Source organism: Rhodobacter sp. TJ_12, from assembly GCF_020023995.1.
Lineage (GTDB): Bacteria > Pseudomonadota > Alphaproteobacteria > Rhodobacterales > Rhodobacteraceae > Rhodobacter.
Map to the genome: position 1 here is coordinate 36,656 of NZ_NRRD01000018.1, position 24,532 is coordinate 61,187.

Annotated in this window: 19 protein-coding genes; 6 read left to right on the top strand and 13 right to left on the bottom strand. The window is 61.0% G+C overall.

The genetic code is table 11. The features are described 5' to 3' along the window. Positions 1 to 42 precede the first annotated feature (42 nt). The 3 genes from CKO11_RS12940 to CKO11_RS12950 all read right to left on the bottom strand — a co-directional run bounded on the left by CKO11_RS12940 (position 43) and on the right by CKO11_RS12950 (position 2,360). Positions 43 to 744, bottom strand: coding sequence for a ceramidase domain-containing protein (locus tag CKO11_RS12940; protein WP_223639502.1), 702 nt, complete (start codon positions 742 to 744; stop codon positions 43 to 45). Positions 745 to 777: 33 nt separating this feature from the next. Then, entirely contained in the window at positions 778 to 2,076 is a 1,299-nt protein-coding gene (locus CKO11_RS12945; RefSeq protein ID WP_223639504.1) for a homoserine dehydrogenase, read from the bottom strand. A gap of 80 nt (positions 2,077 to 2,156) precedes the next feature. Next, positions 2,157 to 2,360, bottom strand: a complete 204-nt coding sequence (locus tag CKO11_RS12950) for a hypothetical protein (protein WP_223639506.1) — start codon at positions 2,358 to 2,360, stop codon at positions 2,157 to 2,159. A gap of 107 nt (positions 2,361 to 2,467) precedes the next feature. Between CKO11_RS12950 and CKO11_RS12955 the strand changes: the two genes are divergently transcribed. Further along, positions 2,468 to 3,055 carry a TetR family transcriptional regulator gene (locus CKO11_RS12955; protein WP_223639508.1) on the top strand — a complete coding sequence of 196 codons (588 nt, stop codon included), beginning with the start codon at positions 2,468 to 2,470 and terminating at the stop codon, positions 3,053 to 3,055. Positions 3,056 to 3,059: 4 nt separating this feature from the next. Here the strand turns inward: CKO11_RS12955 and CKO11_RS12960 are convergent, their stop codons facing one another. From CKO11_RS12960 to CKO11_RS12970, 3 genes are read right to left on the bottom strand one after another with little or no spacing between them, the layout of a single operon-like run. Further along, on the bottom strand, positions 3,060 to 3,689 hold the full coding sequence (locus CKO11_RS12960; protein ID WP_223639511.1) for a hypothetical protein: 630 nt from the start codon (positions 3,687 to 3,689) through the stop codon (positions 3,060 to 3,062). A gap of 19 nt (positions 3,690 to 3,708) precedes the next feature. Further along, positions 3,709 to 4,260 (bottom strand): TadE/TadG family type IV pilus assembly protein, encoded by a 552-nt coding sequence (locus CKO11_RS12965; RefSeq protein WP_223639514.1) that lies wholly within the window; start codon positions 4,258 to 4,260, stop codon positions 3,709 to 3,711. 10 nt (positions 4,261 to 4,270) lie between these two features. Beyond that, positions 4,271 to 6,004 carry a TadE/TadG family type IV pilus assembly protein gene (locus tag CKO11_RS12970; RefSeq protein ID WP_223639517.1) on the bottom strand — a complete coding sequence of 578 codons (1,734 nt, stop codon included), beginning with the start codon at positions 6,002 to 6,004 and terminating at the stop codon, positions 4,271 to 4,273. Positions 6,005 to 6,429: 425 nt separating this feature from the next. On the opposite strand from CKO11_RS12970, the gene dnaG reads away from it, so the two are divergent. The 3 genes from dnaG to betC all read left to right on the top strand — a co-directional run bounded on the left by dnaG (position 6,430) and on the right by betC (position 12,189). Then, a complete protein-coding gene (gene dnaG, locus CKO11_RS12975; protein WP_223639605.1) occupies positions 6,430 to 8,364 on the top strand; it encodes a DNA primase in 1,935 nt (644 codons plus the stop codon). A 134-nt stretch (positions 8,365 to 8,498) separates the two neighbouring features. Next, complete coding sequence (gene rpoD, locus CKO11_RS12980) at positions 8,499 to 10,508, top strand: RNA polymerase sigma factor RpoD (protein ID WP_223639520.1); 2,010 nt, start codon at positions 8,499 to 8,501, stop codon at positions 10,506 to 10,508. A gap of 166 nt (positions 10,509 to 10,674) precedes the next feature. Beyond that, entirely contained in the window at positions 10,675 to 12,189 is a 1,515-nt protein-coding gene (betC, locus tag CKO11_RS12985) for a choline-sulfatase (protein WP_223639523.1), read from the top strand. Here the strand turns inward: betC and arsJ are convergent, their stop codons facing one another. The 3 genes from arsJ to CKO11_RS13000 are packed head-to-tail and all read right to left on the bottom strand — an operon-like array spanning position 12,190 to position 15,297. After that, the gene (gene arsJ / locus CKO11_RS12990) at positions 12,190 to 13,434 is read right to left on the bottom strand and encodes an organoarsenical effux MFS transporter ArsJ (RefSeq protein ID WP_223639526.1); all 1,245 of its coding nucleotides are present in this window, start codon (positions 13,432 to 13,434) and stop codon (positions 12,190 to 12,192) included. Between the two features lie 24 nt (positions 13,435 to 13,458). Continuing rightward, the gene (locus CKO11_RS12995) at positions 13,459 to 14,466 is read right to left on the bottom strand and encodes an ArsJ-associated glyceraldehyde-3-phosphate dehydrogenase (protein WP_223639529.1); all 1,008 of its coding nucleotides are present in this window, start codon (positions 14,464 to 14,466) and stop codon (positions 13,459 to 13,461) included. 3 nt (positions 14,467 to 14,469) lie between these two features. Beyond that, a complete protein-coding gene (locus tag CKO11_RS13000; protein ID WP_223639531.1) occupies positions 14,470 to 15,297 on the bottom strand; it encodes a metalloregulator ArsR/SmtB family transcription factor in 828 nt (275 codons plus the stop codon). Positions 15,298 to 15,484: 187 nt separating this feature from the next. Between CKO11_RS13000 and CKO11_RS13005 the strand changes: the two genes are divergently transcribed. Next, positions 15,485 to 15,766 carry a hypothetical protein gene (locus tag CKO11_RS13005; RefSeq protein ID WP_223639533.1) on the top strand — a complete coding sequence of 94 codons (282 nt, stop codon included), beginning with the start codon at positions 15,485 to 15,487 and terminating at the stop codon, positions 15,764 to 15,766. Positions 15,767 to 15,922: 156 nt separating this feature from the next. Beyond that, on the top strand, positions 15,923 to 17,764 hold the full coding sequence (locus CKO11_RS13010; protein WP_411742017.1) for a heavy metal translocating P-type ATPase: 1,842 nt from the start codon (positions 15,923 to 15,925) through the stop codon (positions 17,762 to 17,764). A 10-nt stretch (positions 17,765 to 17,774) separates the two neighbouring features. On the opposite strand, the gene CKO11_RS13015 is transcribed toward CKO11_RS13010, so the two are convergent. The 4 genes from CKO11_RS13015 to drt3b form a co-directional block, all read right to left on the bottom strand. Further along, the gene (locus CKO11_RS13015; RefSeq protein ID WP_223639537.1) at positions 17,775 to 19,259 is read right to left on the bottom strand and encodes an alpha/beta hydrolase; all 1,485 of its coding nucleotides are present in this window, start codon (positions 19,257 to 19,259) and stop codon (positions 17,775 to 17,777) included. A 156-nt stretch (positions 19,260 to 19,415) separates the two neighbouring features. Further along, positions 19,416 to 20,270: a universal stress protein gene (locus CKO11_RS13020; protein ID WP_223639539.1), complete on the bottom strand. Its 855-nt coding sequence runs from the start codon at positions 20,268 to 20,270 to the stop codon at positions 19,416 to 19,418. Positions 20,271 to 20,286: 16 nt separating this feature from the next. Further along, entirely contained in the window at positions 20,287 to 21,777 is a 1,491-nt protein-coding gene (locus CKO11_RS13025; RefSeq protein ID WP_223639541.1) for a SulP family inorganic anion transporter, read from the bottom strand. A 788-nt stretch (positions 21,778 to 22,565) separates the two neighbouring features. Next, complete coding sequence (gene drt3b / locus CKO11_RS13030; RefSeq protein ID WP_223639544.1) at positions 22,566 to 24,518, bottom strand: antiviral reverse transcriptase Drt3b; 1,953 nt, start codon at positions 24,516 to 24,518, stop codon at positions 22,566 to 22,568. Positions 24,519 to 24,532: the final 14 nt, after the last annotated feature.

Genomic DNA, 24,532 nt, shown 5'->3' on the forward strand with positions numbered 1-24,532 from the left:
CACTGGGTGACAACCCTGTGAACGCTAACGCGAAATCCCGGGTCAGGGGGCTTCGGCGGCGGGCCGCTGCAGCCGCAGGTAGAGTTGCAAGATCATCCCGATCATCGCGCCATTGAGCAGGTGCCACAGGAAATGGGTGCCATTCGGGAATTGGCTGCACAGATCGCGATCAAGCGTGCGAAAGGTCAACGAGATTAGGAAGGTCATCGCCGCAGCCACAAGCCACCAACGCTGTGGATGGCGGCGGCGGAACATGATCACGCCAAAGACCGCCATCGCCAAAACGGCGGGCGCATATTGTCCGGACCCATTCAGCGGGTCGGGCTGGGCTGGGCCGGTGGGCAAGGCTTCGGGCGGCGCGCCTTCACCCATTGCCAGAAAGATCAGCGTCGCGATAGCGGCCAGCGCAATCGTGCCCGCCAGCGCAGGATGGGGCGGCTTGGCGCGAAGTTTTGCTTTCAGTGCAATGATATAGACGGCGACAAAGCTCCAGATCGGCAGCACGTCGGCCAGTTCGGACCAGCGGTTTGCGAAGGTATGGAAAAGGAACGACCCCAGCCCGATCAGCGCCGCCATGGCGATCAAGACCCAGCCCATCACATCGGTGCCGCGGGCCCGCGCCGTCAGCGCCGCAAGCGCGGCAAACAGCGGAAAGGACAGGTTCGACAGCGCGTTCCACGGCTCGGCCCAAAGGCCCGGACCCATCCGTTCGCAATAGATGTCGACGGGGGTGAACCAGTCCATGCGCTTCTCCCGTTGGGGCGGGAAAAGCCTGCCTCAGAGTTCTTCGATGCGCAAGGCGACAGGCGAGCCATCCACAACGCCCGTGGCGGGCAGGGCGGCGATTGCCACGTCGATCGCGTCGCGCGTGGTCTTATGGGTGACGATCAGCACCGGGGCGGTGGTGTCGGCATGGCCATATTGCCGCATCCGCGAAATCGACACGCCCGCATCGCCCAAGGCGGTGGCGATTTTCGCCAACGCGCCGGGCTTGTCGAGCAGTTGCAGGCGTAGGTAATAAGGTGCAGGGGCGGAAACGGCGGCTGGCACCGGATCGGCCAGCGTCGCCGCGGGCTGGCCGAAGGTTGGCAGCCGGGTCCCGCGCGCAATATCAAGCACATCGCCCATCACCGCGCTGGCGGTGGGGCCTTCGCCCGCGCCCGCGCCACGCAGCACGATCTGGCCGACCGAGTCCCCCTCGATCACCACCATATTGGTGCCGCCCTGAAGCTGGCCCAACGGCGAAGAGGCGGGGACAAGGCAGGGCGTCATGCGCTGTTCCAGCCCGCGCCCGGTCATTTGCGCCACGCCCAGAAGCTTGATCTTAAAGCCCATATCGGCGGCACGGCGAATGTCATCAATCGAGATGCAGCCGATCCCTTCCAGCACAACATCGTCAAAGCTGACCTTGGTGCCAAAGGCAATGGACGCAAGGATCGCCAGCTTATGCCCGGCATCGATGCCGCCCACATCCAGATTGGGGTCGGCTTCCAGATAACCCAATTGCCGGGCTTCTTCGAACACCGTGTCATAGGGCAGACCGGCGGTTTCCATCCGTGTCAGGATGTAATTGCAGGTGCCGTTCATCACGCCCATCACACGCCGGATCGCGTTGCCCGCCAGCCCCTCGGTCAGGGATTTGATCACCGGGATGCCGCCGGCGACCGCAGCTTCAAACCGGATCACCCGGCCCATGCTTTCGGCCAGCTCAGCCAATTCCTGCCCGTGATGCGCCAAAAGCGCCTTGTTCGCGGTGACGACATCCTTGCCCGCTTTTAGCGCGGCGATGGTGGCGTCTTTGGCAGGGCCGTCATGCCCGCCCATCAATTCAACGAAGACATCGATATCCTCGCGCGTGGCCAGAGCGACCGGGTCCGTTTCCCATGCATAGCCGGACAGATCCGCGTCGCGGTTCTTGGTGCGGTCGCGCGCGCTGACGGCGGTGATCATCACCGGGCGGCCGGTGCGTGCGGCCAGCACATCGGCGTGGCGCTGCACGATCTTCACCGCGCCAATGCCGACGGTGCCAAGCCCCGCGATGCCAAGGCGGAGCGGTTGGGCGTCAGGGGCGGACATGGGAACCTCGTGCGATTGTCGGACTGTTGCGCCCTGTTAGCCGTTTGGCGGCGCGCTTGCAACGTGGCCGTGGGGCGCGCCTAAGGTGTGGCGCTGCGCAAGCGGTCTGCCCGGGCGCGCAGGGCGGCGGCGCGTGCCTCTAGCCCCGGCGCGGGCGAGGGCGTCAGCGGCTGGTCGATCAACACCGTATCAAGCGGCACCAGCGCCGGATAATCGGCGGTTTGTCCGCTTGCGCAGGCGGCGAGCAAAGCGGGCAAAAGCAAAAGCGGGGTCAGGCGGGGCATCGGCTCATCGCGGTTGCAGCGGTCCGCGCCACCATAGGCGGGCGCGCTGTAAGGCGCCAGAGCGCTTTGCGGTTGAAGAGTGAACGTGCGTTCAGTTACCCTGAGGCATGGCACGCAAGACCGGTTCGCATTCCGAAATCACCGGCCCGCGCATTCGCGCGGAGGCCAGCCGCTTGTTCGCACGCCATGGTTTCGCGGCGGTGTCGATGCGCCAGATCGCGGCGGCGGTGGGGGTGCAGGCGGGGGCACTGTATCTTTATACGCCTGACAAGGAAGCGCTGCTGTTTGATCTGCTTAAGACCCATATGGAGGAGTTGCTGGCCGCTTGGCACACTGAACCGAAGGGCGCGGAGCCGCTTGAGGCGCTTGAACGTTTCGTGCGCTTTCACATCGGCTTCAACCTGATGCGGTCTGAAGCGGTGTTCCTGAGCTATATGGAGCTGCGCAACCTGTCAGAGGCGAATTTCGCGGTGATCGAGGGGTTGCGGCGTGCCTATGAAACCGAGTTGGAAGAAATCTTGAAGGCGGGGCAGGCGGCGGGCGCGTTGTCCGTGCCCGATACCAAACTCGCGACCATGGCGATCATCGCCATGCTGACCGGGGTCAACACTTGGTACCGTGAAGGCGGTCGGCTGAGCCGCGACACTGTCGAGACGATCTATTGGGATATGGTGCGCAAGGCGGTGGGCGCCTGAGCGGTTACTTTTGCGCGTTCCAGACCGTGCGCGGGCCGCGCGGGCGGGTCACAACAAAGTTCGAGAACCGCAGCCTTTCGCTGAGCCCTTGCTTAGTCCAGTTTGTGCCGTCTAGGGTCATTTCCCGGTCACCAATCGCGAAGATTGGGAAGTAGGAATAGGAGCTTTCAACGATCACCGCGGTATCGCCCGCGCCCATGATCGGAATGCGCGACGCTTCTTGATTGATCGAACTGCTGTTGTGCACCGAAACGCCGTTGGTCGCGGTGGTGTAAGAGCTTTCAAGCGTGAATTGTTTGGTGCTTCCGTCGCAATTGCGCAGGTCCGACGGCGTGGCGGTGCAGGAAATGATCGAGACCCGCAGCCACGTATAATTCTCGTTTGGGGCGGCGGCGATGTAGTCGAACACCTTTTTCAGGCCGTTCACATAGGTCGGGCCAATCGCATTGCGCTCGCGCGAGATCAGGTCGCCCACGGTATAGGTCGCGCGCAAGGCTTGGGACCGCATGCGGAACGCGTCATAGAATTGAAACGCGATCACATACCAGCCCAGCAGCAACAGGCCGCCATAAAGCCCCTCGATCGGGATCGAGCCATTTTCCTGACGCCAGAACTGTCTTAGAAATTTCAACATCTTTCGCCCCCTTCCCGCATCACGATCCGGGTCGCGGTTCGTTGACGAAGGCGGTCACCGACACCAGCGCCGCGCGGCCATCAACATCGCGTGCAAGTGCCATGGCCAGGGGGTTCACCTCCATCATCGTGTCGATCTTCAGGCAGGCGCGCAAGATCATCAACTGGTTGGTGCCGCCGCGCAGAATCTGCGGCGAGATCGAGGCGGCATTGCTTGAATCGACGCATAGCGCGGCGGCTTGGTTCGTGGCGGTCCATGTGTCGGTATCGACGGGAAAGACCTCAACCGCGAGCCGATCCATGCAATCGGGGATGAAGGCGATATTGGTGCAGATCGAGCGTTTAAGTTGTTCGTGCGAGGGCAGATCTTCTAGCCCCAGCCGCAAGATCCGCGTCGTCAGATCGATGCCGCGATCAAAAAGTGTCTGCTTGATGATCAACACGCCCATTTCGACCGAAGCTGCCATGATCATGATGAAAAGCGGCAACCACAAAAGCGCCGGGATCGTGACCGCCCCCTCCTCAGAGTGGCGCAACCGGCCTAGCCAGCTTTTCGGGGTCTGCGTTCTCATGCCGGCCCCCTTAATTCGTCAGCCGGAGCGAGTTGATCGCGGAAGCGATGGAGGCAAAGGCATCGGTCAAATCCAGCGCGCTGACCTCATAGGCATAGGTGTCGGCGGTGGCGCATTTGCGCAGCACCTCTTTGCCGGAGGTGGGCGCATCCACGGCCACGGTGAAGATGATGATATTGTGCTCATCGTCTTTCGCTGTGGTGCACAGGGCATTCAGCGCCGAGTCTTTCTCCGAAAACTCTGACTGCTCTGCCATTGCGTTATAAATGTCGGTCTTTCCGACGCCGTAGTAGATGTCGCTCAGCGGACGATAGAAGAAGATATCGATGAAGCCTTGCAGCGAATAGCCTTTGGACCAGATCGTTTCCCACGAGATGTTGTATTTCGTGCCATAGATTTGGTAGGCGTAATACCACTTGTCGTATTTGAAGCTGTAATAGGGCTTGGTTCGCCCCTCGACGTAATAGAACAGCTCGTCCCAGTCATACTGGTTTTGCGAAAAAGCCGTTGCGCTGCGGCGCGACACGAAGCCGGAATCGCCGGTGCGATAGGCCGGTTTTGTGGAGTAGGAGCGGGTGTTCTGACCATCGGTCATCAGCACCATCACCTTCATCGCGGTTTCATCCACGTCCTTGGTGCCATCGTCATAATCGAAGGGCCGCCCGGCAAGGTCCGACGAGACCCAGTTTTTCGAGATCATCGAGGTTACTGCCGGGGCTGCGTCCGGATCCAAAAGCGCCAACCCCCAACGGGCGCCGACATCAATCGCGGTATCACCGCCCGGGCGGAGCGCATTGATCGCACTTTTGATCGTGGTTTCATTATTGGCAAAGGCCAGAACCGACGAATAGGAATTCTCGTAGCAGTTTTGGTTCGTCACGGTTGACCGCAGTGACCAACTGCCTTGCCCCAGCGCATATTGGCCCCAATAGTCGAAGCTGTCGCCATACATGGTGCGCTGCAACGTGGTCGACGGCGAGATCGCGATCTGGTTCGTGGGCAAAGTGAACACATCGGCACAGGTGTTTTGCGTGTGATCGGTCGATAGCTTGAAGACCGAGCCAAGCTTGCTGCCCAGCGTGACCTGCTGGTTATAGGGCACAATCGAGATCGAAAGCCGCCCTGCCGGTGCGGTAGGCGGTTGAACCGTATCGAACATTTCCTCGACGAAATTTAGCGCCGCCGGGCGCAACTGATCCATCCGGGTCGGATAGACGCCGTTATAGCTGCTGTCATTGTCGTGGTAGATGTTGAAATTCATCGACCCCGAAATATCGAGCACCAAGGAAATTTCGACGTTGCCGATCGATTCCATCGCTTGGCTGTTGCCTGCGGTGTGCAGTTCGTCGATCCCCACCAGCGGGCCGAAGATCGTCGGCATCCGGTCTGTCGTTCTGATGGTGACACGGCGCCATTCATCGAAATCGCCTTCTTCGACCTTGGTATCTGTATCGAGATAGTCGAGCCCGGCCTTGGCGAGATAATCGTCCACCACCGCTTCCGGGTCGAGATTTTGCGACAGCGAGGCTGCCGCCAGCGCGGCCCGGTCAAGCGTGTTCTGAATGACGGCGCGACGTTCTTCGATCCGCACAAGGTCGATGGCGATGCCGGTGCAGACCAGCATGATGATAAAGATCTGAAGCGACAGGATGATCAGCGCGCCGTCTTCTTCGCGCAGGACACGGGAGAGCCAGCGCTGCGCGCGGCTGTCTGGCGTGCCTTTTCTGTTCTGTTGCAATCCCATTCCACCACTCCATTCCAGCACACCGTCTGGTTAAGACGCTGCGCGGAAGATGATTTCTCGACTATCGTTATCGAGGCGGATCGGGGCGGAAATGAGGCAGCCACATGGCCGTTCAGGCTGATTGTGCCTGCTGGCGCAACGCTGCACGACAACTGTGTGGCGCGGTTTCCGCAGCGTCGACAATACGACATGGAATTTCCGCTTGGTTTAGCAATTTCCTTCACCCGGTTAACCAAAGCCGCTTAGTGATTCGTTAAGCATGCCGCGAGTCTGCCGGGGCGAAGGCGCGGGGGATCGTGCGCCGCTCGCTTGCAAGCGGATGGAAACGGGCTTGAGAACGGGGCTGTGTGCCGGGCGACGCGGTCGGGGGCGGATCGCGCATGCGGGCTCTCGACTCGGGCGCGGCTTGGCCCGATATTGGCGCCATGTCGCTACCTCCCGGATTCCTTGACGACCTGCGCACCCGCGTGACGCTTTCCGACGTTGTCGGGCGCAAAGTCATGTGGGATCAGCGCAAGTCGAATCGGGCCAAGGGGGATTACTGGGCGCCGTGCCCCTTCCACCATGAAAATACGGCCTCGTTCCATGTCGATGACCGCAAGGGCTTTTACTATTGTTTCGGGTGCCATGCGAAAGGCGATGCGCTCAGTTTTGTGAAGGAAACCGAGAACGTCTCTTTCATGGAGGCGGTTGAGATTTTGGCGCGTGAGGCGGGCATGCCGATGCCCGCGCGCGATCCAAAGGCGGCCGAGCGCGCGGATCGGCGCACCGAATTGGCCAATGTCATGGAAGAGGCGGTGAAATATTTCCGCCTTCAGCTAAGTACGCAGGCAGGCGCGGGCGCGCGCGATTATCTGGCCCGGCGCCGGTTCCCGCCCGCCGCGCTGGAGCGGTTCGAGATTGGCTTTGCACCCGATACCCGGCAGGGGCTTTTTCAGGCGCTGACAGGCAAAGGCATTGCGCCCGATCTGATTGTTGATGCGGGCCTGTGTATCCGCCCCGACGATGGCGGCGCGCCCTATGACCGGTTCCGGGGGCGGATCATCTTTCCGATTCGCGATGCCCGTGGGCGGGCCATTTCGTTGGGTGGTCGGGCGATGGACCCGAATGCCCGGGCAAAGTACCTCAACGGACCCGAGACAGAGCTTTTTGATAAGGGGCGCAATCTCTACAACGTCGGCCCCGCGCGGCAAGCCTGCGGTAAGGGGCAGCCGCTGATTGTCGCCGAAGGCTATGTCGATGTGATTGCGCTGGTTGAAGCGGGGTTTGCCGGTGCCGTGGCACCGCTGGGCACCGCGATCACCGAGGATCAGTTGCGGCTGATGTGGCGCATTTCCGATGAGCCGATCATTGCGCTGGATGGCGATACCGCCGGATTGCGGGCAGGGATGCGGCTCGTCGATCTGGCGCTGCCACTGCTGGAGGCGGGCAAGGGGCTGCGCTTTGCGATTTTACCCAGTGGCCAGGACCCTGATGATCTGATCCGCGCCGAGGGGCGCGAGGCGATGGAAAAGGTGATCGCGGGCGCGCGCCCGATGGTCGATCTTTTGTGGCGGCGCGAGACCGAGGGCAAGGTCTTCGACAGCCCGGAGCGGCGCGCCGCGCTCGACAAGACTTTGCGCGCCGCGCTGGGCCGGATTTCCGATCTCTCTTTGCGGGGCCATTATGGGGCCGAGATCAAGCGGCTGCGCGAAGAGTTGTTTGGCATGGGGCCTGCAGCCCCGACCGGCGGATGGCAAACGCGCGCCCGGATGCCGTGGAGGCCGGGCAAAGGTCCGGTGCTGCCGCTCAGCTCGACCCGCTCTACGCTTTTGGCCGCGGCGGCAGGCGATACGGTGGCCCAGCAACTGCGCGAAACCATGTGCCTGGCGATCTTGGTCACCCATCCCGGGCTGCTGGCCGAGTTTGAAAGCCAGATCGAGCGGCTGCATCTGTCGGACCCTGAGCTAGAGGCGCTTTTGTCGCTGATGCTGACCTATGCCCATGATGGGCCCGAGGCGCTGGCGGATCGGCTGGCACAAGAGGCGCCCGCCGCGCTTGAAAAGCTGCTGAACCACCCCCATGTAAGAACCGCCCCCCCCGTGTTGCGCCGGACTGACACCGCTTTTGCCCGCATGTGCTTGGCAGAGGAATTGGCAAAGCTCGCAGCCGCCCGCGCGGTGAAGGCAGAAACGGAAGAAGCCATTGAGGCGCTCGAAGGTTTGGCTGACGAGGGCGTGACGTGGCGAATCACTCAGGCGACGAAGGCTTATCACCATGCGGAAAAGTCGAAAATCAACGACACCGCCGATCTTGGCGAAGACCGCGCGGCGATGTCGCAATTCCTGCAATCGCTGCTAGATAAACACTCAGGCGGGTGAAACAGATCAAAACTGATTCGCCCTCTGTGATTCGCCGTTGTGATTCGATAAAACGGCGGGAAACGATTCGATTCCGCCACGCGAGGCCCCGCGTGACGACGATTAGCCCGATGAAGCCGGAGCAAGGAGCGCCCATGGCCGCCAAGGACATCGACGATAGCAAAACCGATACCGCCGCCGAAGAGGAGACGTCCTTTGACATGAGCCAGGCTGCGGTCAAGCGGATGATCGCCGAGGCGAAGGAACGTGGCTATATCACCATCGATCAGCTCAATGCGGTGATGCCGCCCGAACAAGTGTCGGGCGACCAGATCGAGGATGTGATGTCGATGCTCTCGGAAATGGGCATCAATGTCGTCGAAGGGGAAGAAACCGAAGAGGCCGAAGGCGGGCAGGTCGTCGAGACTGGTTCCGGTTCGCGTGAGGTTGCGGTTGCTGGCTCGACCTCGGAAACGCTGGATCGTACCGATGACCCGGTGCGGATGTATCTGCGCGAGATGGGCTCGGTCGAATTGCTGTCGCGCGAAGGCGAAATCGCGATTGCCAAGCGCATCGAGGCGGGCCGTAACACGATGATCGCCGGGCTGTGCGAAAGCCCGCTGACCTTTCAGGCCATCACCATCTGGCGCGACGAACTTCTGTCTGAAGAAATTCTGCTGCGCGATGTGATCGACCTTGATGCTACCTTCGGTCGTTCGATCGATGGGGAAGACGAGGACGACGACGATGGTCGCCCGGTTGAAGGCATGCCCATCGATGGTGCCGAGACCGAAACGGCGCAACCGCGCCAAGCCTCCAGCGAACCGGAATATGATGCCGACGGCAATCCGATTGCGCGCAACGACGACGAGGATGACGACGACGACACCTCGAACATGTCGCTGGCCGCGATGGAGGCTGCGCTCAAGCCCAAGGTCCTTGAAACTCTCGATCTGATTGCGCGCGACTATGCCAATCTGGCCGAGATGCAAGACCAGCGCATGTCGGCGACGCTGAACGAAGATGGCACCTTCTCGGTTGCCGAAGAGGCCGCCTATCAAAAGCTGCGCTCGGAAATCGTTTTGCTGGTGAACGAATTGCACCTGCATAACAACCGGATCGAAGCGCTGATTGACCAGCTTTACGGCATCAACCGTAAGATCATGTCGATTGACAGCGGCATGGTGAAACTGGCCGATAGCGCGCGGATTCCGCGCCGCGAATTCATCGACGAATATCGCGGCTACGAGCTGGACCCGACCTGGATGGACCGGATGGCTGCCAAGTCGGGCCGGGGCTGGGCCACGCTGATGGAAAAGAACGGCGGCAAGCTGGAAGATTTGCGCGCGCAGATGGCGCAAGTCGGCCAGTATGTCGGGGTGGATATTTCCGAATTCCGCCGCATCGTGAACCAAGTGCAAAAGGGCGAAAAAGAAGCCCGGCAAGCGAAGAAGGAAATGGTCGAGGCGAACCTGCGGCTCGTGATTTCCATCGCCAAGAAATACACCAACCGCGGCTTGCAGTTCCTTGACCTTATTCAGGAAGGCAATATCGGCCTGATGAAAGCGGTCGATAAGTTCGAATATCGGCGCGGCTACAAGTTCTCGACCTATGCGACCTGGTGGATCCGTCAGGCGATCACCCGGTCGATCGCGGACCAAGCGCGCACCATCCGTATCCCGGTGCATATGATCGAAACGATCAACAAGCTGGTGCGCACCGGGCGGCAGATGCTGCATGAAATCGGTCGTGAGCCCACGCCCGAGGAATTGGCCGACAAGCTGCAAATGCCGCTGGAAAAGGTTCGCAAGGTGATGAAGATCGCCAAGGAGCCGATTTCGCTCGAAACGCCGATTGGCGACGAGGAAGACAGCCAACTGGGCGATTTCATCGAGGACAAGAACGCCGTTTTGCCGCTCGATAGCGCGATTCAGGAAAACCTGAAGGAAACGACGACCCGCGTTTTGGCCAGCCTGACGCCGCGTGAAGAGCGGGTTTTGCGGATGCGCTTTGGTATCGGCATGAACACCGACCACACGCTGGAAGAAGTTGGCCAGCAGTTCAGCGTGACCCGCGAACGGATCCGGCAGATCGAGGCGAAGGCTTTGCGCAAGCTCAAGCACCCGTCGCGGTCGCGCAAGCTGCGCTCGTTCCTTGATCAATAAGCGCGGCGAAGCCCATGCTTGAGACAACGCCCCCGCATGGGGGCGTTTCTTTTTGGGGCGTGCCCCGCATGGGGCCGGGCGCCCTTTCCAAATGGGGGGCAGCTCTGTTTCACTGGGCTGGCCACGCTGCGCACGCCCGTTGCGCACCCAAAAGAAAGGCCCGCCCATGCAGACCCGCCCCAATATTCTGATCATTATGGTGGATCAGGCCAATGGCACCTTGTTTCCCGATGGTCCCGCGCCGTTCCTGCACACCCCCCACCTTGATGCGCTGGCGGCGCGCTCGGTGCGCTTTGCCCATACCTACACGGCCAGCCCGCTTTGTGCGCCTGCGCGGGCCTCGTTCATGTCGGGGCAATTGCCGTCGCGCACGCGGGTCTATGACAATGCCGCTGAATTCTGTTCCGATATTCCCACCTTTGCGCACCACCTGCGCCGCGCGGGCTATGCCACCACGCTGTCAGGCAAAATGCATTTTGTCGGCCCAGATCAGTTGCACGGCTTCGAAGAGCGGCTGACGACCGATATTTACCCCGCTGATTTTGGCTGGACGCCGGATTACACAAGGCCCGGCGAGCGGATCGATTGGTGGTATCACAATCTTGGCTCGGTCACTGGCGCGGGCGTGGCCGAGATTTCCAACCAGATGGAATATGATGACGAGGTGGCCTATCACGCAACCCGCAAGCTATATGATCTGTCGCGGCGCAGCGATGACCGGCCTTGGTGCCTGACGGTTTCGTTCACCCACCCGCATGACCCCTATGTGGCGCGCCGCAAGTTCTGGGATCTGTATGAGGGGTGCGCGGAGCTTGAGCCCAAAGTGCCCGCCTTCGATCTGGCCGCGCATGATGCGCAGTCGCGCCGCATTTTAGAGTCGTGCGATATCGAAAATTTCGATATCCAGCCCGCGCATATCCGCCGCGCCCGGCAGGGCTATTTCGCCAATATCTCTTACCTGGATGAAAAGATAGGTGAAATTCTGGATGTTCTGGAACGAGGCCGGATGGCTGAAGACACGATTGTTGTCTTTGTCTCCGATCACGGGGACATGTTGGGCGAGCGGGGCTTGTGGTTCAAGATGAGCTTTTTCGACGGCTCGGCCCGGGTGCCCTTGATGATTTCGGCCCCGGGCTGGGAGGCTGGGCGGGTCGATACGCCCGTTTCAACGCTGGATGTAACGCCCACCTTGGCGGTGCTGGCGGGCATTGATATCTCGACCCTTGCGCGCTGGACCGATGGGGTAGACCTTGCCCCCATCGCCAAAGGCGCGCCGCGTCCCCCGGTGCCGGTTGAATATGCTGCCGAAGCCAGCATCGCGCCCTTGGTCTGTTTGCGCGATGGGCGCTACAAGATCATGCTGTGCGACGCCGATCCGCCGCTTCTTTACGATCTGGAGGCTGATCCGCAAGAGCTGGTGAATTTGGCCAATGATCCGGCCCATGCCGACACGCTGGCCCGGTTGACCGAACTGGCGATGGCGCGTTGGGATTTGGGCGCCTTTGACGCTGCGGTGCGAGAAAGTCAGGCGCGGCGCTGGGTCGTTTATGAGGCGCTGCGCAACGGGGCCTATTTCCCATGGGATTACCAGCCGCTGCAACGCGCGTCGGAACGCTATATGCGCAACCACATGGATTTGAACACGCTAGAGGAAAGCCAGCGCTACCCGCGCGGGGAATGATCACAGGCTGGCCAGTCGGCGTGCCGCAAGCCAACTGGCCGCCGCCATCAACCCGGCGGTGGCCAGACACAGTGCAAGCCCGCCGATCTGATAGCTAAGCCCCGACAAAAGCGTGCCAATCAGCCGCCCGGCCGCATTCGCCATATAGTAAAAGCCCACATCACGGGTGATCCGCTCTGCCGATCCAAAGGCAAGGATCAAATAGGAATGCAGCGCGGAATTCAGCGCGAAAACTGCCCCAAACAGCAACAACCCTGCCACCAGAAGCGCGGTCAGCCATGGGGCGGGCGCCCCGGCCAGTGCCGTGGCTGCTGCCAGCGTAAAGGGGATCGGCACCAGCGCACCGGCCCAGCCAATCGCCTTGCGGGTCACCGCCGCTTCGGGCAGCGTTCTTGCGCGCAAAAGCTTGGGGGCGAAGCCCTGCACCGCACCGTAACCGATGATCCAAAGCGCCATGAAGCCGCCGGTTAGGAAAAACGCCTCGCGGCTGCCCTGTGCGGTGCCATCGGACAGGACCGCGTGAAAATAGATCGGAATGCCGACGACAAACCACACATCGCGCGCGCCAAACAAAAACATCCGCGCAAGGCTCAGCCGGTTCACGCGCGGATCTTTTGATCGCCATCCGCCCCAGCTTTCGGCGGATTTCATCCGCCCCGGCAGGCCCTTGGGCAAGAACACCACCACGGCGGCAAGGATCGCAGCCAAGATCGCGGCCATGCCCCAGATCGCGGGTTTGAAACCGACCAGCGCCAATAGCGCCGCGCCCAGAAAGAAGCCAAGTCCCTTGACTGCGTTCTTTGACCCGGTCAGCGCCGCCACCCAGCGAAACAGTGCGCCATCGCCGCTGGGGGCCAGCAGCTTCACCGCGGATTTGGACGACATCTTGGCCAGATCCTTGGCCACGCCGGAAACGCCCTGCACCGCCATCACAAAAATCACCGAGGCGGTCAGGCTCCACCCCGGGTTCAACTGCGCCAGCGCGACCAGCGCCCCGATTTGCAGCGCCAGTCCGCCATAAAGCGTGGCCGCCAAGCCAAAGCGCGCGGCAAGCCAGCCGGCGCCAAGGTTGGTGACAATCCCCGCCACCTCATAAAGCAGAAAAAGCCATGCCAGATCGACGGGGCTGAACCCCAACTGGTTGAAATGCAGCAGAACCAGCATCCGCAACGCCCCGTCAGAGAGCATGAAAGCCCAATAGGCGGCGGTCACGGCGGCATAGGCGCGGATCGGGTTGTCGCTCATCGCGGGTCCTGTCGTCAGCCGGGGTCAGAGACTTTGGGCAACCATGCGGGCAATATCCGCCAGACGGCAGGCATAGCCCCATTCGTTGTCATACCAAGCATAGACCTTCAATTGTGTGCCATTGATGACCATGGTCGAGGGCGCATCGATAATGGCGGATCGGTCATCATTGGTGAAATCCGAAGACACAAGCGGGCGCGTTTCCACGCCCAAAATGCCCCGCAGCGGGCCGTCGGCGGCGGCGGTGAAAAGCGCATTGACCTCTTCTGCCGTGGTCGGACGCTCCAGTTCAAAGACGCAATCGGTGAGCGAGGCATTTAACAGCGGCACGCGGACCGCATGGCCATTCAGGCGGCCTTTCAATTCGGGATAGATCAGCGTGATCGCGGTGGCCGAGCCGGTGGTGGTGGGGATCAGGTTCGTCAGCGCAGAGCGCGCGCGACGCATATCTTTGGCCGGACGATCGACGATCGTTTGGGTATTTGTCACATCGTGCAAGGTGGTGATCGACCCGTGGCGAATGCCAAGATGTTCGTGGATCACCTTCACCACCGGCGCTAAGCAATTGGTGGTGCAAGAGGCCGCGGTCACAAGCCGCTGGCTGCCGTCGTAAAGGTGGTGGTTCACCCCATAAACAAGGTTGAGCGCCTCCCCATCCTTGACCGGCGCGCTCACGACCACTTTTTGCACCCCTGCGTTGAAGTAGGGGGCGATCTTCGCGGCGGTTTTGAAGACGCCAGTGCAATCGATCACCAGATCGATGCCCATTTCCCGCAGCGGAAGGTCTTCAAGCCGCGTCTCTTGCGTCAGCCGGATGCGCTGGTCGTTCAGCACCAAGGCGCCGGCCTCGGCGCGCACCGGGGTTTGCCAGCGGCCATGCACGGAATCGAATTCCATCAACAGCGCAAGCTGCTCAGCATCGCCCGCCGGTTCGTTCACCAGCACAATCTCGCCGCCTGCGCCAGCATCCATCAGGTTGCGCAGGGCAAGTTTGCCCATTCTTCCAAGGCCATTGAGGGCGATGCGCGGCATAGGTCACTCCGTATCGATCTGGGGGGCAAGCGTGTCGAGGCGCGCTTGCAAGGCGCGCCGGTCAAGCGTTTCAAGAGGCAAGGCGACAAAGGCAGACAGCCGACGATGCAGCGCGGCATAGCATTCAGCAAAGGCCAAGGCTTTCTGCGCCCCGGTGCCCGTCGCCTGCGCCGGGTCAGGCAGACCCCAATGCGCGCTGATCGGCTGGCCCGGCCAGGGCGGGCATTCCTCGGTCGCGGCCAGATCGCATAGGGTAAAAACGAAATGCATCTGCGGCGCGTTGGGTGCGCGGAACTGCGCCAAAGATTTGGACTTCAGCGTGTCGGTGGCATGGCCATTGCGCGCCAGCACCTCCAGCGCGAATGGGTTCGGTGCAGCCCCGGGGCGGGTGCCCGCCGAATGGGCGACGAACCGGCCTTGCCCAAGGTCGCGCAGCAGCGCCTCGGCGATGATCGAGCGGGCGGAGTTCCCGGTGCATAGAAACAGAACATGGAATGGGGCCACCGGTGCGGGTCCGCTGTTCAACACCTTGGGCAGAACATCGCCCCGCGCCCGCCCCAGATCAAGCGCTAGGTAGTCCACCAAAGCCTCGGTCGTTTCCAGATTGGCGGCGTAAAGCCTAGCACGTCCGTCCCGTGTCACCGTCACCAAGCGCGCGGCGGCGAGGTCGGACAGGTGATGCGACAGCGTGTTGGGCTTTAGCCCCAAGGCTTTGACGATCTCGCCGGGACGGACACCCGAGGGCGCACGGCGCAAGATCAGCCGCAGCACAGCCAACCGATCCGGGTGGCCAAGGGTCGCAAAGGCGGTGGCGGCAAAAGTATGTTCCATAATTCCGGATTAGTGGAAATAATTATGCGTGTCGAATGATGATTGCATGACAGTTGTGCGACGCGTGCCATGACACGGGCGCTTCAGGCCGGGGTGGGCCGGTCCGGCGATGTGACGCGGGCCAACGTCGTGAAACTGTCATGCGCCCGCGCGATCTTTTGGCGTCTTTGCCTGAACGGATTTGTCCATGCTTACGCGCCTGCTGCACCGTCTTGCCCAAGCCTTGATCGTTTTTGGCGTCAGCACTGGGCTTGCCAGCGCTTGGCCGATGCCAAAAGGAGAGGGGCTCAAGACGCTGCGCAAGGAATGCACCCGCTGTCACGCGCTGCGCAATATCGTCAATGCTGACGGTCGCGCCCGCGCGGAATGGGAAAAGCACGTTGTCGATATGACCGATATCGAGCGCCGCCCCGAGGCGATGAAAGCCGTGGTGGATTATCTGACCGAGCATTTCCCGCCCGGCTATTGACCCGCGCCCGCACAGACGAAGCGTCGCCTGTCATAAGCCGTAAAATGCGCTAGAAGGGCAGAGCGGCGCGACCGGCCCGCAGGAAACGGGAGCAAGATGGTGAGCGAAGAGACGCAGCGTTTGGCCCTCACTTGGGCGACGATTCTGGGCATGGCGATGGCGGCCCTGTGCCATTGGGCGTTGCCGGGTCTGGCGGAAAGCTGGCTCGAAGCTGCCGCACTGGTCGTCGTGTTTTTGGCTGGTGGTGTGCCCGCCGCGCTGCGCGCGCTGGACGCGCTGATCAAGGAACGCACGCTCGACATCGATCTGTTGATGGTGATTGCGGCCGTTGCAGCCGCAGCGGTGGGGGCGGCGCTGGAAGGCGCGGTGCTTTTGACGCTGTTCAGCCTGTCGACCACCTTGGAGCATCGCGCGATGGGGCGCACGCGCCGCGCGATTGAGGCGTTGATGGAACTGCGCCCGGATCGAGCGCTCAAGCGTGTGGGCGACACCACGCAAGAGGTGGCAGTCGACAGCCTTGTGCCCGGCGATGTGGTGATGCTGCGCCCCGGCGCGCGGGTGCCGGTGGATGGCTTGATCGTCGAGGGCGAAGGCTCGGTCGATGAATCGACCATCACCGGGGAATCGGTGCCGGTGCACAAGGCACCGGGCGCGCAGGTGTTCGAAGCGACGGTGAACCTGCATGGTGTGCTGGCGGTCGAGGTGCGCAAGCCGCTCAGCGAAAGCACGGTCGCGCGGATGATCGCGCTGGTGACCGAGGCACAGGCGGCGCGCGCGCCGTCCGAGCGTTTTTCGGACTGGTTTGGTCAGCGTTACACGATTGCGGTTCTGGCGGGAGCGATTGTGGCGTTTATCGTTTTTGCCATGCTTGGCTATGGCTGGCACGCGGCGCTTTACAAGGCGGCCACGCTTTTGGTCGCGGCCAGCCCCTGTGCCATCGTGATTTCCGTGCCCGCAGCGATCTTGTCGGCCTTGGCGGTGTCCGCCCGGGGCGGGGTTCTGTTCAAAGGCGGCGCGGCGCTTGAAACATTGGCGTCGGTGTCGACCTTCGCTTTTGACAAGACCGGCACATTGACCACCGGGCGGCAAGAGTTGGTCGAAATCCACTGCGAAGGCGATGAACGCGATTTTCTGGCCCGTCTGGCGGGGCTTGAAGCGCATTCCGAACATCCGATTGCCGAGGCGATCCGGCGGGCCGCCAAGGCGCGCGGCCTTGCCCCGGTCACCGTGCGCGAGGCGCGCGCCGTCCCCGGAGAGGGGATGGTCGGTGTCGATGACAGCGGGGTGATCTGGGCGGGCAACGCGCGTTTGGCCGCGCGTATGGGCGCCAAGGCCGAGGTGGATGCGGCCCAAGCGCTGCCCGAGGCGGTGCAACAGGCGCCGCGCACCTTGGTGCTTTTGGGACGCGGGGCGCATTACATCGGCGCCGCGACCTTTGAAGATTTGCCGCGCAGTTCCACCCCTTACGGTCTTGCGGCGCTGCGCGCGGGCGGGGTGAAACAGATCGCCATGCTAACCGGTGACCGGCGCGCCGTGGCGGAGCGGGTCGGGGATGAGTTGCGCATCCCGCGCGCCGCGATCCATGCCGATCTGCGCCCCGAGGACAAGGTCGCCCTTGTGGCCGATCTGGCGGGCAAGGGGCGCGTCGCCTTTGTGGGCGACGGGGTGAATGATGCGGCGGCGCTGGCGCGCGCCGATGTGGGGATCGCGATGGGGGCGGCGGGCTCCGAAGTGGCGCTTCAAGCGGCGGATGTGGCCCTTTTGTCCGACGATATTGCCCGTCTGGCCGAGGCGCATCGTCTGGCCAAGCGCACCGCCACGATCATCCGACAAAACCTTGTCTTTGCCATGGGGGCGATGGTGGTGCTGGTCACTTCGGGGCTGTTTTTTTCTTTGCCGTTGCCGATTGCGGTGATCGGCCACGAAGGCGGCACCGTTTTGGTGGTGTTGAACGGCTTGCGGCTTTTGACCGACCCGATCCGCAAGACAGAGGCCTAAAGCCCGGGGCTTAGGCTTCCAAAAGCGGCAAGATCACGCCCAGAACCCAAGCCAAGCTGACCCCAAGCCCCAGCCCGGCGGGCAGTGCGCCTGTGCGGCGCGCGATCCAGCGCCCCATCAGCCCATGCACCAACCAAAAGACCACGATCACTGGCAGGGCCATCAAGATGAACAGCCGATCCGCATCGCCAAGGGCCACCGTGGCCGCAAGCGCGGCAAGCGCAATCAGTCGCGCCACCACCCGCCGCCATAGCGCTGCCCGTCCCGCCTCGGTCAGGGCCGCATCGGCCAGCATGAACGGCACCGTGCCCAGCACCAAAACCGCCATCAAAACCGCGCGCTCGGGCGAGGGCCAGAAATTGGTGAAATAGCGATCCAGCGCAAACCCAAAGAGTCCAAGCCCCCACAGGATCAACAGTCCGAGGGCTGCAAGCGACACCGGCCCGCGCAGCCCCGCGCCGCGCAAAACCGCCAGTTGCAGCACGCCGTAAAGCGCCAGATGCAGGCTTAAGGCGCTGATCGCGGTCACTGGCAGCGGGTTGACGTGAAAGGCTATCAGCAGCAGTGGCGTGGCCACGGCGGGGGCTAGACAGGCCAGCCAGAACTGCCCGCGCGAGATCGCCCGCGCCCCAGGACCCTTGCGCAACAGCGCCACCAGCGGATGCAGCAACAGCACCAGCCCGGTCAGAAGTGTGACGATCCAGACCCCCATCGCATCGATCGCGCCCGTGCTGACCCGACCGAAGCTGCGATCAAGCCAATCGCGTGCAGCGGTGATCGCCGCAGGGCTATAAAGCACGCCCACGTGGCCGACATGCGGTGCGACCATCGCGCGCCGCTCCACCGCACCGGAGACCGCCAGATCGCCCTCTGCCGCGGTGGGGTCGATTTGCTGCACAGCCTTCAGCGCGAAATCGCGCAGCATCCCCTCCCACGCGCCGGAAATCAGCAAAAGCCGCTCGGGCGCCTCTGGGCCGATGGCCTCGGAAAAGCTCGAAATCGCCACCACGGCATCAATCGGGGTGCCTGCCTGCGCCTCTTCTTCGGCCACGCGCACGATGATATCGGTCGCCATTGAATGCCCCAAAAGCGCCACGCCCGTCACCTTGGGCAGTGCGCGCGCGGCGGCGATGACCGCGCGGGTTTCCGCCATCAGATAGACGGTCGTCCCCTCGATCTTTGTGACATCGCCGCGCATCGGCACCGGATTGCGGCCTTGCCCCTCAAAATCGAAGGCCAAAACCCGATAGCCCGCCTGCGCCAGCCGAAAGGAGTAGCCCTGCATGATCTGACGTGAGCCTGCAAACCCATGCGCCACCACCACCGCGGGTCCCCCCTCGGCCCCCGCGCGCTGGTAAAGCGTCACAGGCGTTGTGCCGACGGCAAGCGGGCGCATCTGCACACCGGCCCGCTCGCGCTCCAGCATGAAGACGGACAGAAGAACCAGGCACAGGGCAAACAACCCCAGCGCGGCATGGCGGATCGGATGGGTCATGGCGGCTTTCCGGCTGAAATGGCCCATAAGGTCGCCCGAAATGCCGCCCGGTGCAATGGCGGCAACGGGTCGCGCAAAAAGACGCGGCCTGTCGGCCGCGTCTCATGCCCTCGGGTGGCCCTTGAAGGGCGACAGGAGGGGCATGACCCTATTTGCTTAGCGCACCAACAAAACCGGGCTGTGGCAGGTGCGGATCATCTCGGAAGTGGTGGAGCCCACGATCATCGTGCGGATGCGCGAATGGCCGTAAGCCCCCATCACCAGAAGGTCGAACCCTTCTTCTTCCTCGATCCGGCCCAGAACGGCGGCGGGTTGGCCCGCAATCACCTCGGTCGTGGCCTTGATCCCGGCTGCGCCCAAAAGCGCGGCGGCATCGTCAAGGCTGCGGCGCGCCTCGGAGGTGTCATGGCCGATGGTGACAAGGCGCACGGAAAGCCCGGCAAAGATCGGGCTGCGGGCCATGAAATCCACCGCGCGCATCGCCGAGGGGCCGCCATCCCACGCCACCAAAATCCGTTCCACGGGTTTGAAGGCGCGCGCGGCCACAAACACCGGGCGATGGCTGGCCCGCACGATCCGCTCTAGGTTTTGGCCCAGTGCCCGGTCGGGCTTTTCGGCGGTTTCACCGCGCTTGCCGATCAGCACGAGGCTGGCAGCAAGGTCTTGTTCGCCCACGGTTTCGGCAATCTCGCCATGGCGCAAATGCGGGGTTACGGCCTCGACGCCCGCGTCGCGGATCACGGCGGTCGCGTCATCCAAGATGGCACGGCCCCGATGCGCCACCAGCTTGGCGCGTTGTTCGTCCAGGCTGGCCAATTCTTGCATCAGGGCGGTGCGCGCGCCCAGCTTGATGGAGCCCGAATAGTCAGAGGGCGCGGCGGCTTCGCGCGGGCCCAGCACATGCACAAGGTCGATAGCCGCGTCGCCGCGTTTGGCGATCCAGGCGGCGTATTCACACAGGCTGTGCGAATAGATCGAGCCGTCGACGAAGGCGATGATCGTGTCGGTCATGGTCTTTTCCCCCGCCTCAATGCGCATTCAGCTTGTCAAGCGCATCGGGTTTGTCATGCAGCGCCAGCTTGTCCACGATGGTCTCTGACGCCTCGTTCATGCCGATGATTTCCACCGTTGCGCCATCGCGGCGGAACTTCAACACGGCCATGTCCAGCGCGGCAACGGACGAAATGTCCCAGATATGGGCATGGCTGACATCGATGGTGACGTGTTCCAGCGCCTCGCGGAAGTCAAAGGCGCGCATGAAATCTTCGACACTGGCGAAGAAAAGCTGCCCTTCGATGCGGTAGGTGCGCGCGCGGCCATCGGGCGAAAGCGTCGATGTGACGCGGAAGAGCTGCGCGATTTTGGCGGCAAAGAAAATGCCAGACAGCAGCACGCCCAGCACCACGCCAATGGCCAGGTTATGGGTCCAAACCACTGCGGCCACGGTCGCCAGCATGACGATGGAGCTTGAGGTCGGGTGGCTGCGCAACGCCTTCATCGACGACCAAGAGAAGGTCCCGATCGAAACCATGATCATGATCGCGACCAGCGCGGGCATCGGAATCTGGCCGACCCAATCGCCCAAGACGACGCAGAAGAACAAAAGCATCACCCCGGCGGTGAAGGTCGACAGCCGCCCCCGCCCGCCCGATTTCACGTTGATCATCGATTGGCCGATCATCGCACAGCCCGCCATGCCACCGATAAAGCCGGTCGCTGTATTGGCGATCCCTTGGCCGATGCATTCTTGGTTGCGGTCCGATGTGGTGTCGGTCAGGTCATCGACAATCTGCTGCGTCATCAGGCTTTCCAAAAGCCCCACCACGGCCACCGCGACCGAATAGGGGAAGATGATTTGCAGCGTCTCAAAGGTCAGCGGAATGTCCGGGATCAGGAAAACCGGCAGCGTATCGGGCAGCGCGCCCATGTCAGACACGGTGCGCACATCCCAGCCAAAGAAGATGGTCAGCGTTGTCAGCACGATAATGGTGACAAGGGGCGAGGGCACGGCGCGGGTGATGAGCGGGAACAGATAAATGATCGCAAGCCCGGCCGCGACCAGTGCATAGGTCATCCATGTCACGTGGCGCGGGTCTAATTCGGGCAATTGCGCCATGAAAATCAGGATCGCGAGCGCATTCACAAAGCCCGTCATCACCGAGCGCGAAACAAAGCGCATCACCCGCCCCAGCTTGATGACCCCGGCCCCGATCTGGATCAGGCCCGCCAAAACGGTGGCGGCCAGCAGATATTCCAGCCCGTGATCGCGCACCAGTGTGACCATCAGCACCGCGGTGGCGGCGGTGGCCGCCGAAATCATGCCCGGGCGCCCGCCGGTGATTGCGGTGATCACCGCAATCGAAAAACTGGCGTAAAGGCCCACTTTCGGGTCGACCCCCGCGATGATGGAAAACGCGATGGCTTCGGGAATAAGGGCCAGCGCCACGACAAGGCCTGACAGGACATCGCCGCGGATATTGCCAAGCCATTGGCTGCGATAGGCGGAAAGGGACAGCATGGAAAACCTCTTCGACGACCGGAGGGCGCGGGCCGGTGGGGTGGGTTTGCATTGGGTGGTCAGAGTGCGTTCATCCGGCACAAACGATACGCAAGGCGACCGGCCGGGGTGGTTCGGCCTCTCCCTAAACAGCCGCGCAGGACTTGCCAAGCCCGCAATCGCCTTGGGCATAGGCTCATGCGCGCATGTTGGATTGTTGGGCAGAGCGCGCAACAATCGCCAAAAACGCGGGCGCTGCGGCGACGCAAGCAGGATCGATGCTATCCGAGGGGCGTTATCAAAGGAAGAGAGATGGTGCTGCAAGAGAGGATTGAATTTTCGTCGCCTACCTCTAAAAATTCAATTAAAGCATTGATATATTGTGTAAAAAGTAGGATTTGGAGATTCGCACTGGTACAGTCCGATGGTACAGGTATTGGTACAGAACACCAGCGAATCGAAGCCTGCGTCAGCAGGCGATCACGGTGATTAAAAATGGCACATTGTTAGCTTCCGCGTCGCTTGAAACGCCGCATGAAAGAAATGGCGCATGCTCGGAAGCGGCCTTTTGCTGTCGTTCATCGGTGGATGGAGATTCTGCGGTCGCAGCCCATTCTGCCGACATTGGCGGAATTCAACCTTTGGATGCCAGCCACAGTAAGTGTGTGCATTGCTGCTCAAGACGACCTCTTGCGCGGACTGTACGATCCATGTGGTCAACGCAAGGCTGAACACCGCAGTTTGATCGCCCGTCTGTACCGCAAAACGAGTCACGGTAAAACGTGGCTGGCACCCGACTTCAAGATATCCTAGGCGTAGACGCTGCTCAATTCTTTCTTTTCGATCATGTTCAACAGGTCGATCCCATCCCAGCGAACAAACCAATGCTGCTGTTGGATTTCGTCGATTAGCGCTTCGGCCTCGGCAACAGTGATGCTTCCGGAGTTCGCGCCAATCCTGTTCCATGAAGCCCGAAGCAACTTAGCTCTCTCGGCCCTGTCCAGATAGGGACAAGCGAGGGAGTCCAGCAACAGATGCACTGCTTCAGAATCCCTATTCAGGTACTTCTCTGACGAAAATCGCTTACAGATGAAATCCCAAATTTGGTTCCTCTGAAGAGCGAACTCCGGTCGATCACCATAGATGAATAGCTTTACGACCAACTCGAAGTAACCTTGGCTCTTTCTGTCCAGTTTGGCGAGCGAGATCAGCTCGTGCTCCAGTTGCCCATCGCCCCCAAATTGTTGAAGACTAACCAGAATGTTGAGTATCTCGATAGGGATCACAGAATTTTTTGAAAACAAGCCTTCGAAGCTAGGTGCACTTGCCAATTGTGACGCCCAACGAAGGGAGGCTTCTTTGAGAATGTCAAAACCTTCAGCATCATGTTCTTGCAGATGCTGCGCAGCGCGCACGATGGCGTGAGACAGGCGAAGCGAGGACGCGACAGTTGGGTGAAGCGTAAAGAAGTAAAATCCAACATCGAGCAAGAAAAAGAACATTTGGCGATAGTCCCGCTCGACAACAGGACTTTCTTCCAACGCGACAAGATCAATGTACCCGTCAGCTATATCAATTACTTTCCGGCGCACGGCCCCAATAACATAGCTTGCGACCGCATCGTAACCAAGCTCGGAGGAAAAGCATGCTGCCTTAACCTCTCTGGTAAACTTTCCGAACAATGACCGATACTTGTAAATGTACTTCGGGAATAACGCCTTCTTACCGCTCGCAGGCAGGGTAACAGTTTCAAAGAGCTTTTCCCAATGAGCGCCAAGGGAATTATTGATCTCGTCGATCACCAGAGACTTTTTCGAGTAGAATGGCCGCTTGTCGAACTCTCTTTTCCCAGTATTCAGGTGCAGATTGTACTCTCGCAACGCGATTGATAGCTCGTGCTCCACCTGCTCGGCAATCGCAGGGTCATTGGTAAAAACATAGTAGTTGTCCACGTACCGCCTGCACTCATAGTCGACACCATCACGTATGGCAGGGCTTTTCGATTCAAGGTTACGGCGTGCATTCTGATCCACCTTTGCAAGAATGATTTCTGCAAAGATGCGACTGGCCTCCGGACCAATGCAGATACCACTAGTCTCGCCGTGATTGAGCCTTTGCATTACCGTATCGAACTGGTTTCCAAAACTCAGAGCGTGCTTATTATCTTTCGCCTCATCCTTGCTCTTCGTCGCCCACGCCATGGAATGCGTGTAAATGCTGTCAAAGCATTTGCTGATATCCAGAGATAACTGATATCGAAACTTTTTTTCCAAGCGAATGTGATCGTTTGAAGCGAAAAATTTGTAGAGGCGCTCAAATCCTGAATATGCGAAATAGCTTGCCGGGTTACGCACCAGTTTATCCAACTCCGCCGTATCCACGGTAGCGTTCTTGTATTGATTCTTGTCCTGCACTGGGGATGGCACAAAAAAGGAATTCCCAACTTTCTTAGGCGCACGAATGGAGAACGGTCCCCGCCCGGAATACTCGCAGATCAACTCCTCGTATTTTTGATAAAAATCAGCCAATATGACCTGACCCCTCGGATGCAGGAGGCTCAAGGTTCTGACGCTTCGAGAATCTTTGACGATATTGTACCTTAGCGGAACGGTGTAGCTCTTGCCGTCGTCTTTCAGCAAAAGGGCGTTCACCAAATCTTGGAAGTGCGCCGATTTCTTGGCTACCCCATGAAGGTTTTTGTAGAAACCATCGTTGCTTACGATTATCGGCACCTCAAAAGGTGACGTGTCTGTGAGCACCACGCGCCACTTGTCGG

Excerpts from the sequence above, each read along its gene's own strand:
- CKO11_RS12940 (WP_223639502.1), bottom strand. The coding sequence starts at position 744 with ATGGACTGGTTCACCCCCGTCGACATCTATTGCGAACGGATGGGTCCG.
- CKO11_RS12945 (WP_223639504.1), bottom strand. The coding sequence starts at position 2,076 with ATGTCCGCCCCTGACGCCCAACCGCTCCGCCTTGGCATCGCGGGGCTT.
- CKO11_RS12950 (WP_223639506.1), bottom strand. The coding sequence starts at position 2,360 with ATGCCCCGCCTGACCCCGCTTTTGCTTTTGCCCGCTTTGCTCGCCGCC.
- CKO11_RS12955 (WP_223639508.1), top strand. The coding sequence starts at position 2,468 with ATGGCACGCAAGACCGGTTCGCATTCCGAAATCACCGGCCCGCGCATT.
- CKO11_RS12960 (WP_223639511.1), bottom strand. The coding sequence starts at position 3,689 with ATGTTGAAATTTCTAAGACAGTTCTGGCGTCAGGAAAATGGCTCGATC.
- CKO11_RS12965 (WP_223639514.1), bottom strand. The coding sequence starts at position 4,260 with ATGAGAACGCAGACCCCGAAAAGCTGGCTAGGCCGGTTGCGCCACTCT.
- CKO11_RS12970 (WP_223639517.1), bottom strand. The coding sequence starts at position 6,004 with ATGGGATTGCAACAGAACAGAAAAGGCACGCCAGACAGCCGCGCGCAG.
- dnaG (WP_223639605.1), top strand. The coding sequence starts at position 6,430 with ATGTCGCTACCTCCCGGATTCCTTGACGACCTGCGCACCCGCGTGACG.
- rpoD (WP_223639520.1), top strand. The coding sequence starts at position 8,499 with ATGGCCGCCAAGGACATCGACGATAGCAAAACCGATACCGCCGCCGAA.
- betC (WP_223639523.1), top strand. The coding sequence starts at position 10,675 with ATGCAGACCCGCCCCAATATTCTGATCATTATGGTGGATCAGGCCAAT.
- arsJ (WP_223639526.1), bottom strand. The coding sequence starts at position 13,434 with ATGAGCGACAACCCGATCCGCGCCTATGCCGCCGTGACCGCCGCCTAT.
- CKO11_RS12995 (WP_223639529.1), bottom strand. The coding sequence starts at position 14,466 with ATGCCGCGCATCGCCCTCAATGGCCTTGGAAGAATGGGCAAACTTGCC.
- CKO11_RS13000 (WP_223639531.1), bottom strand. The coding sequence starts at position 15,297 with ATGGAACATACTTTTGCCGCCACCGCCTTTGCGACCCTTGGCCACCCG.
- CKO11_RS13005 (WP_223639533.1), top strand. The coding sequence starts at position 15,485 with ATGCTTACGCGCCTGCTGCACCGTCTTGCCCAAGCCTTGATCGTTTTT.
- CKO11_RS13010 (WP_411742017.1), top strand. The coding sequence starts at position 15,923 with ATGGCGGCCCTGTGCCATTGGGCGTTGCCGGGTCTGGCGGAAAGCTGG.
- CKO11_RS13015 (WP_223639537.1), bottom strand. The coding sequence starts at position 19,259 with ATGACCCATCCGATCCGCCATGCCGCGCTGGGGTTGTTTGCCCTGTGC.
- CKO11_RS13020 (WP_223639539.1), bottom strand. The coding sequence starts at position 20,270 with ATGACCGACACGATCATCGCCTTCGTCGACGGCTCGATCTATTCGCAC.
- CKO11_RS13025 (WP_223639541.1), bottom strand. The coding sequence starts at position 21,777 with ATGCTGTCCCTTTCCGCCTATCGCAGCCAATGGCTTGGCAATATCCGC.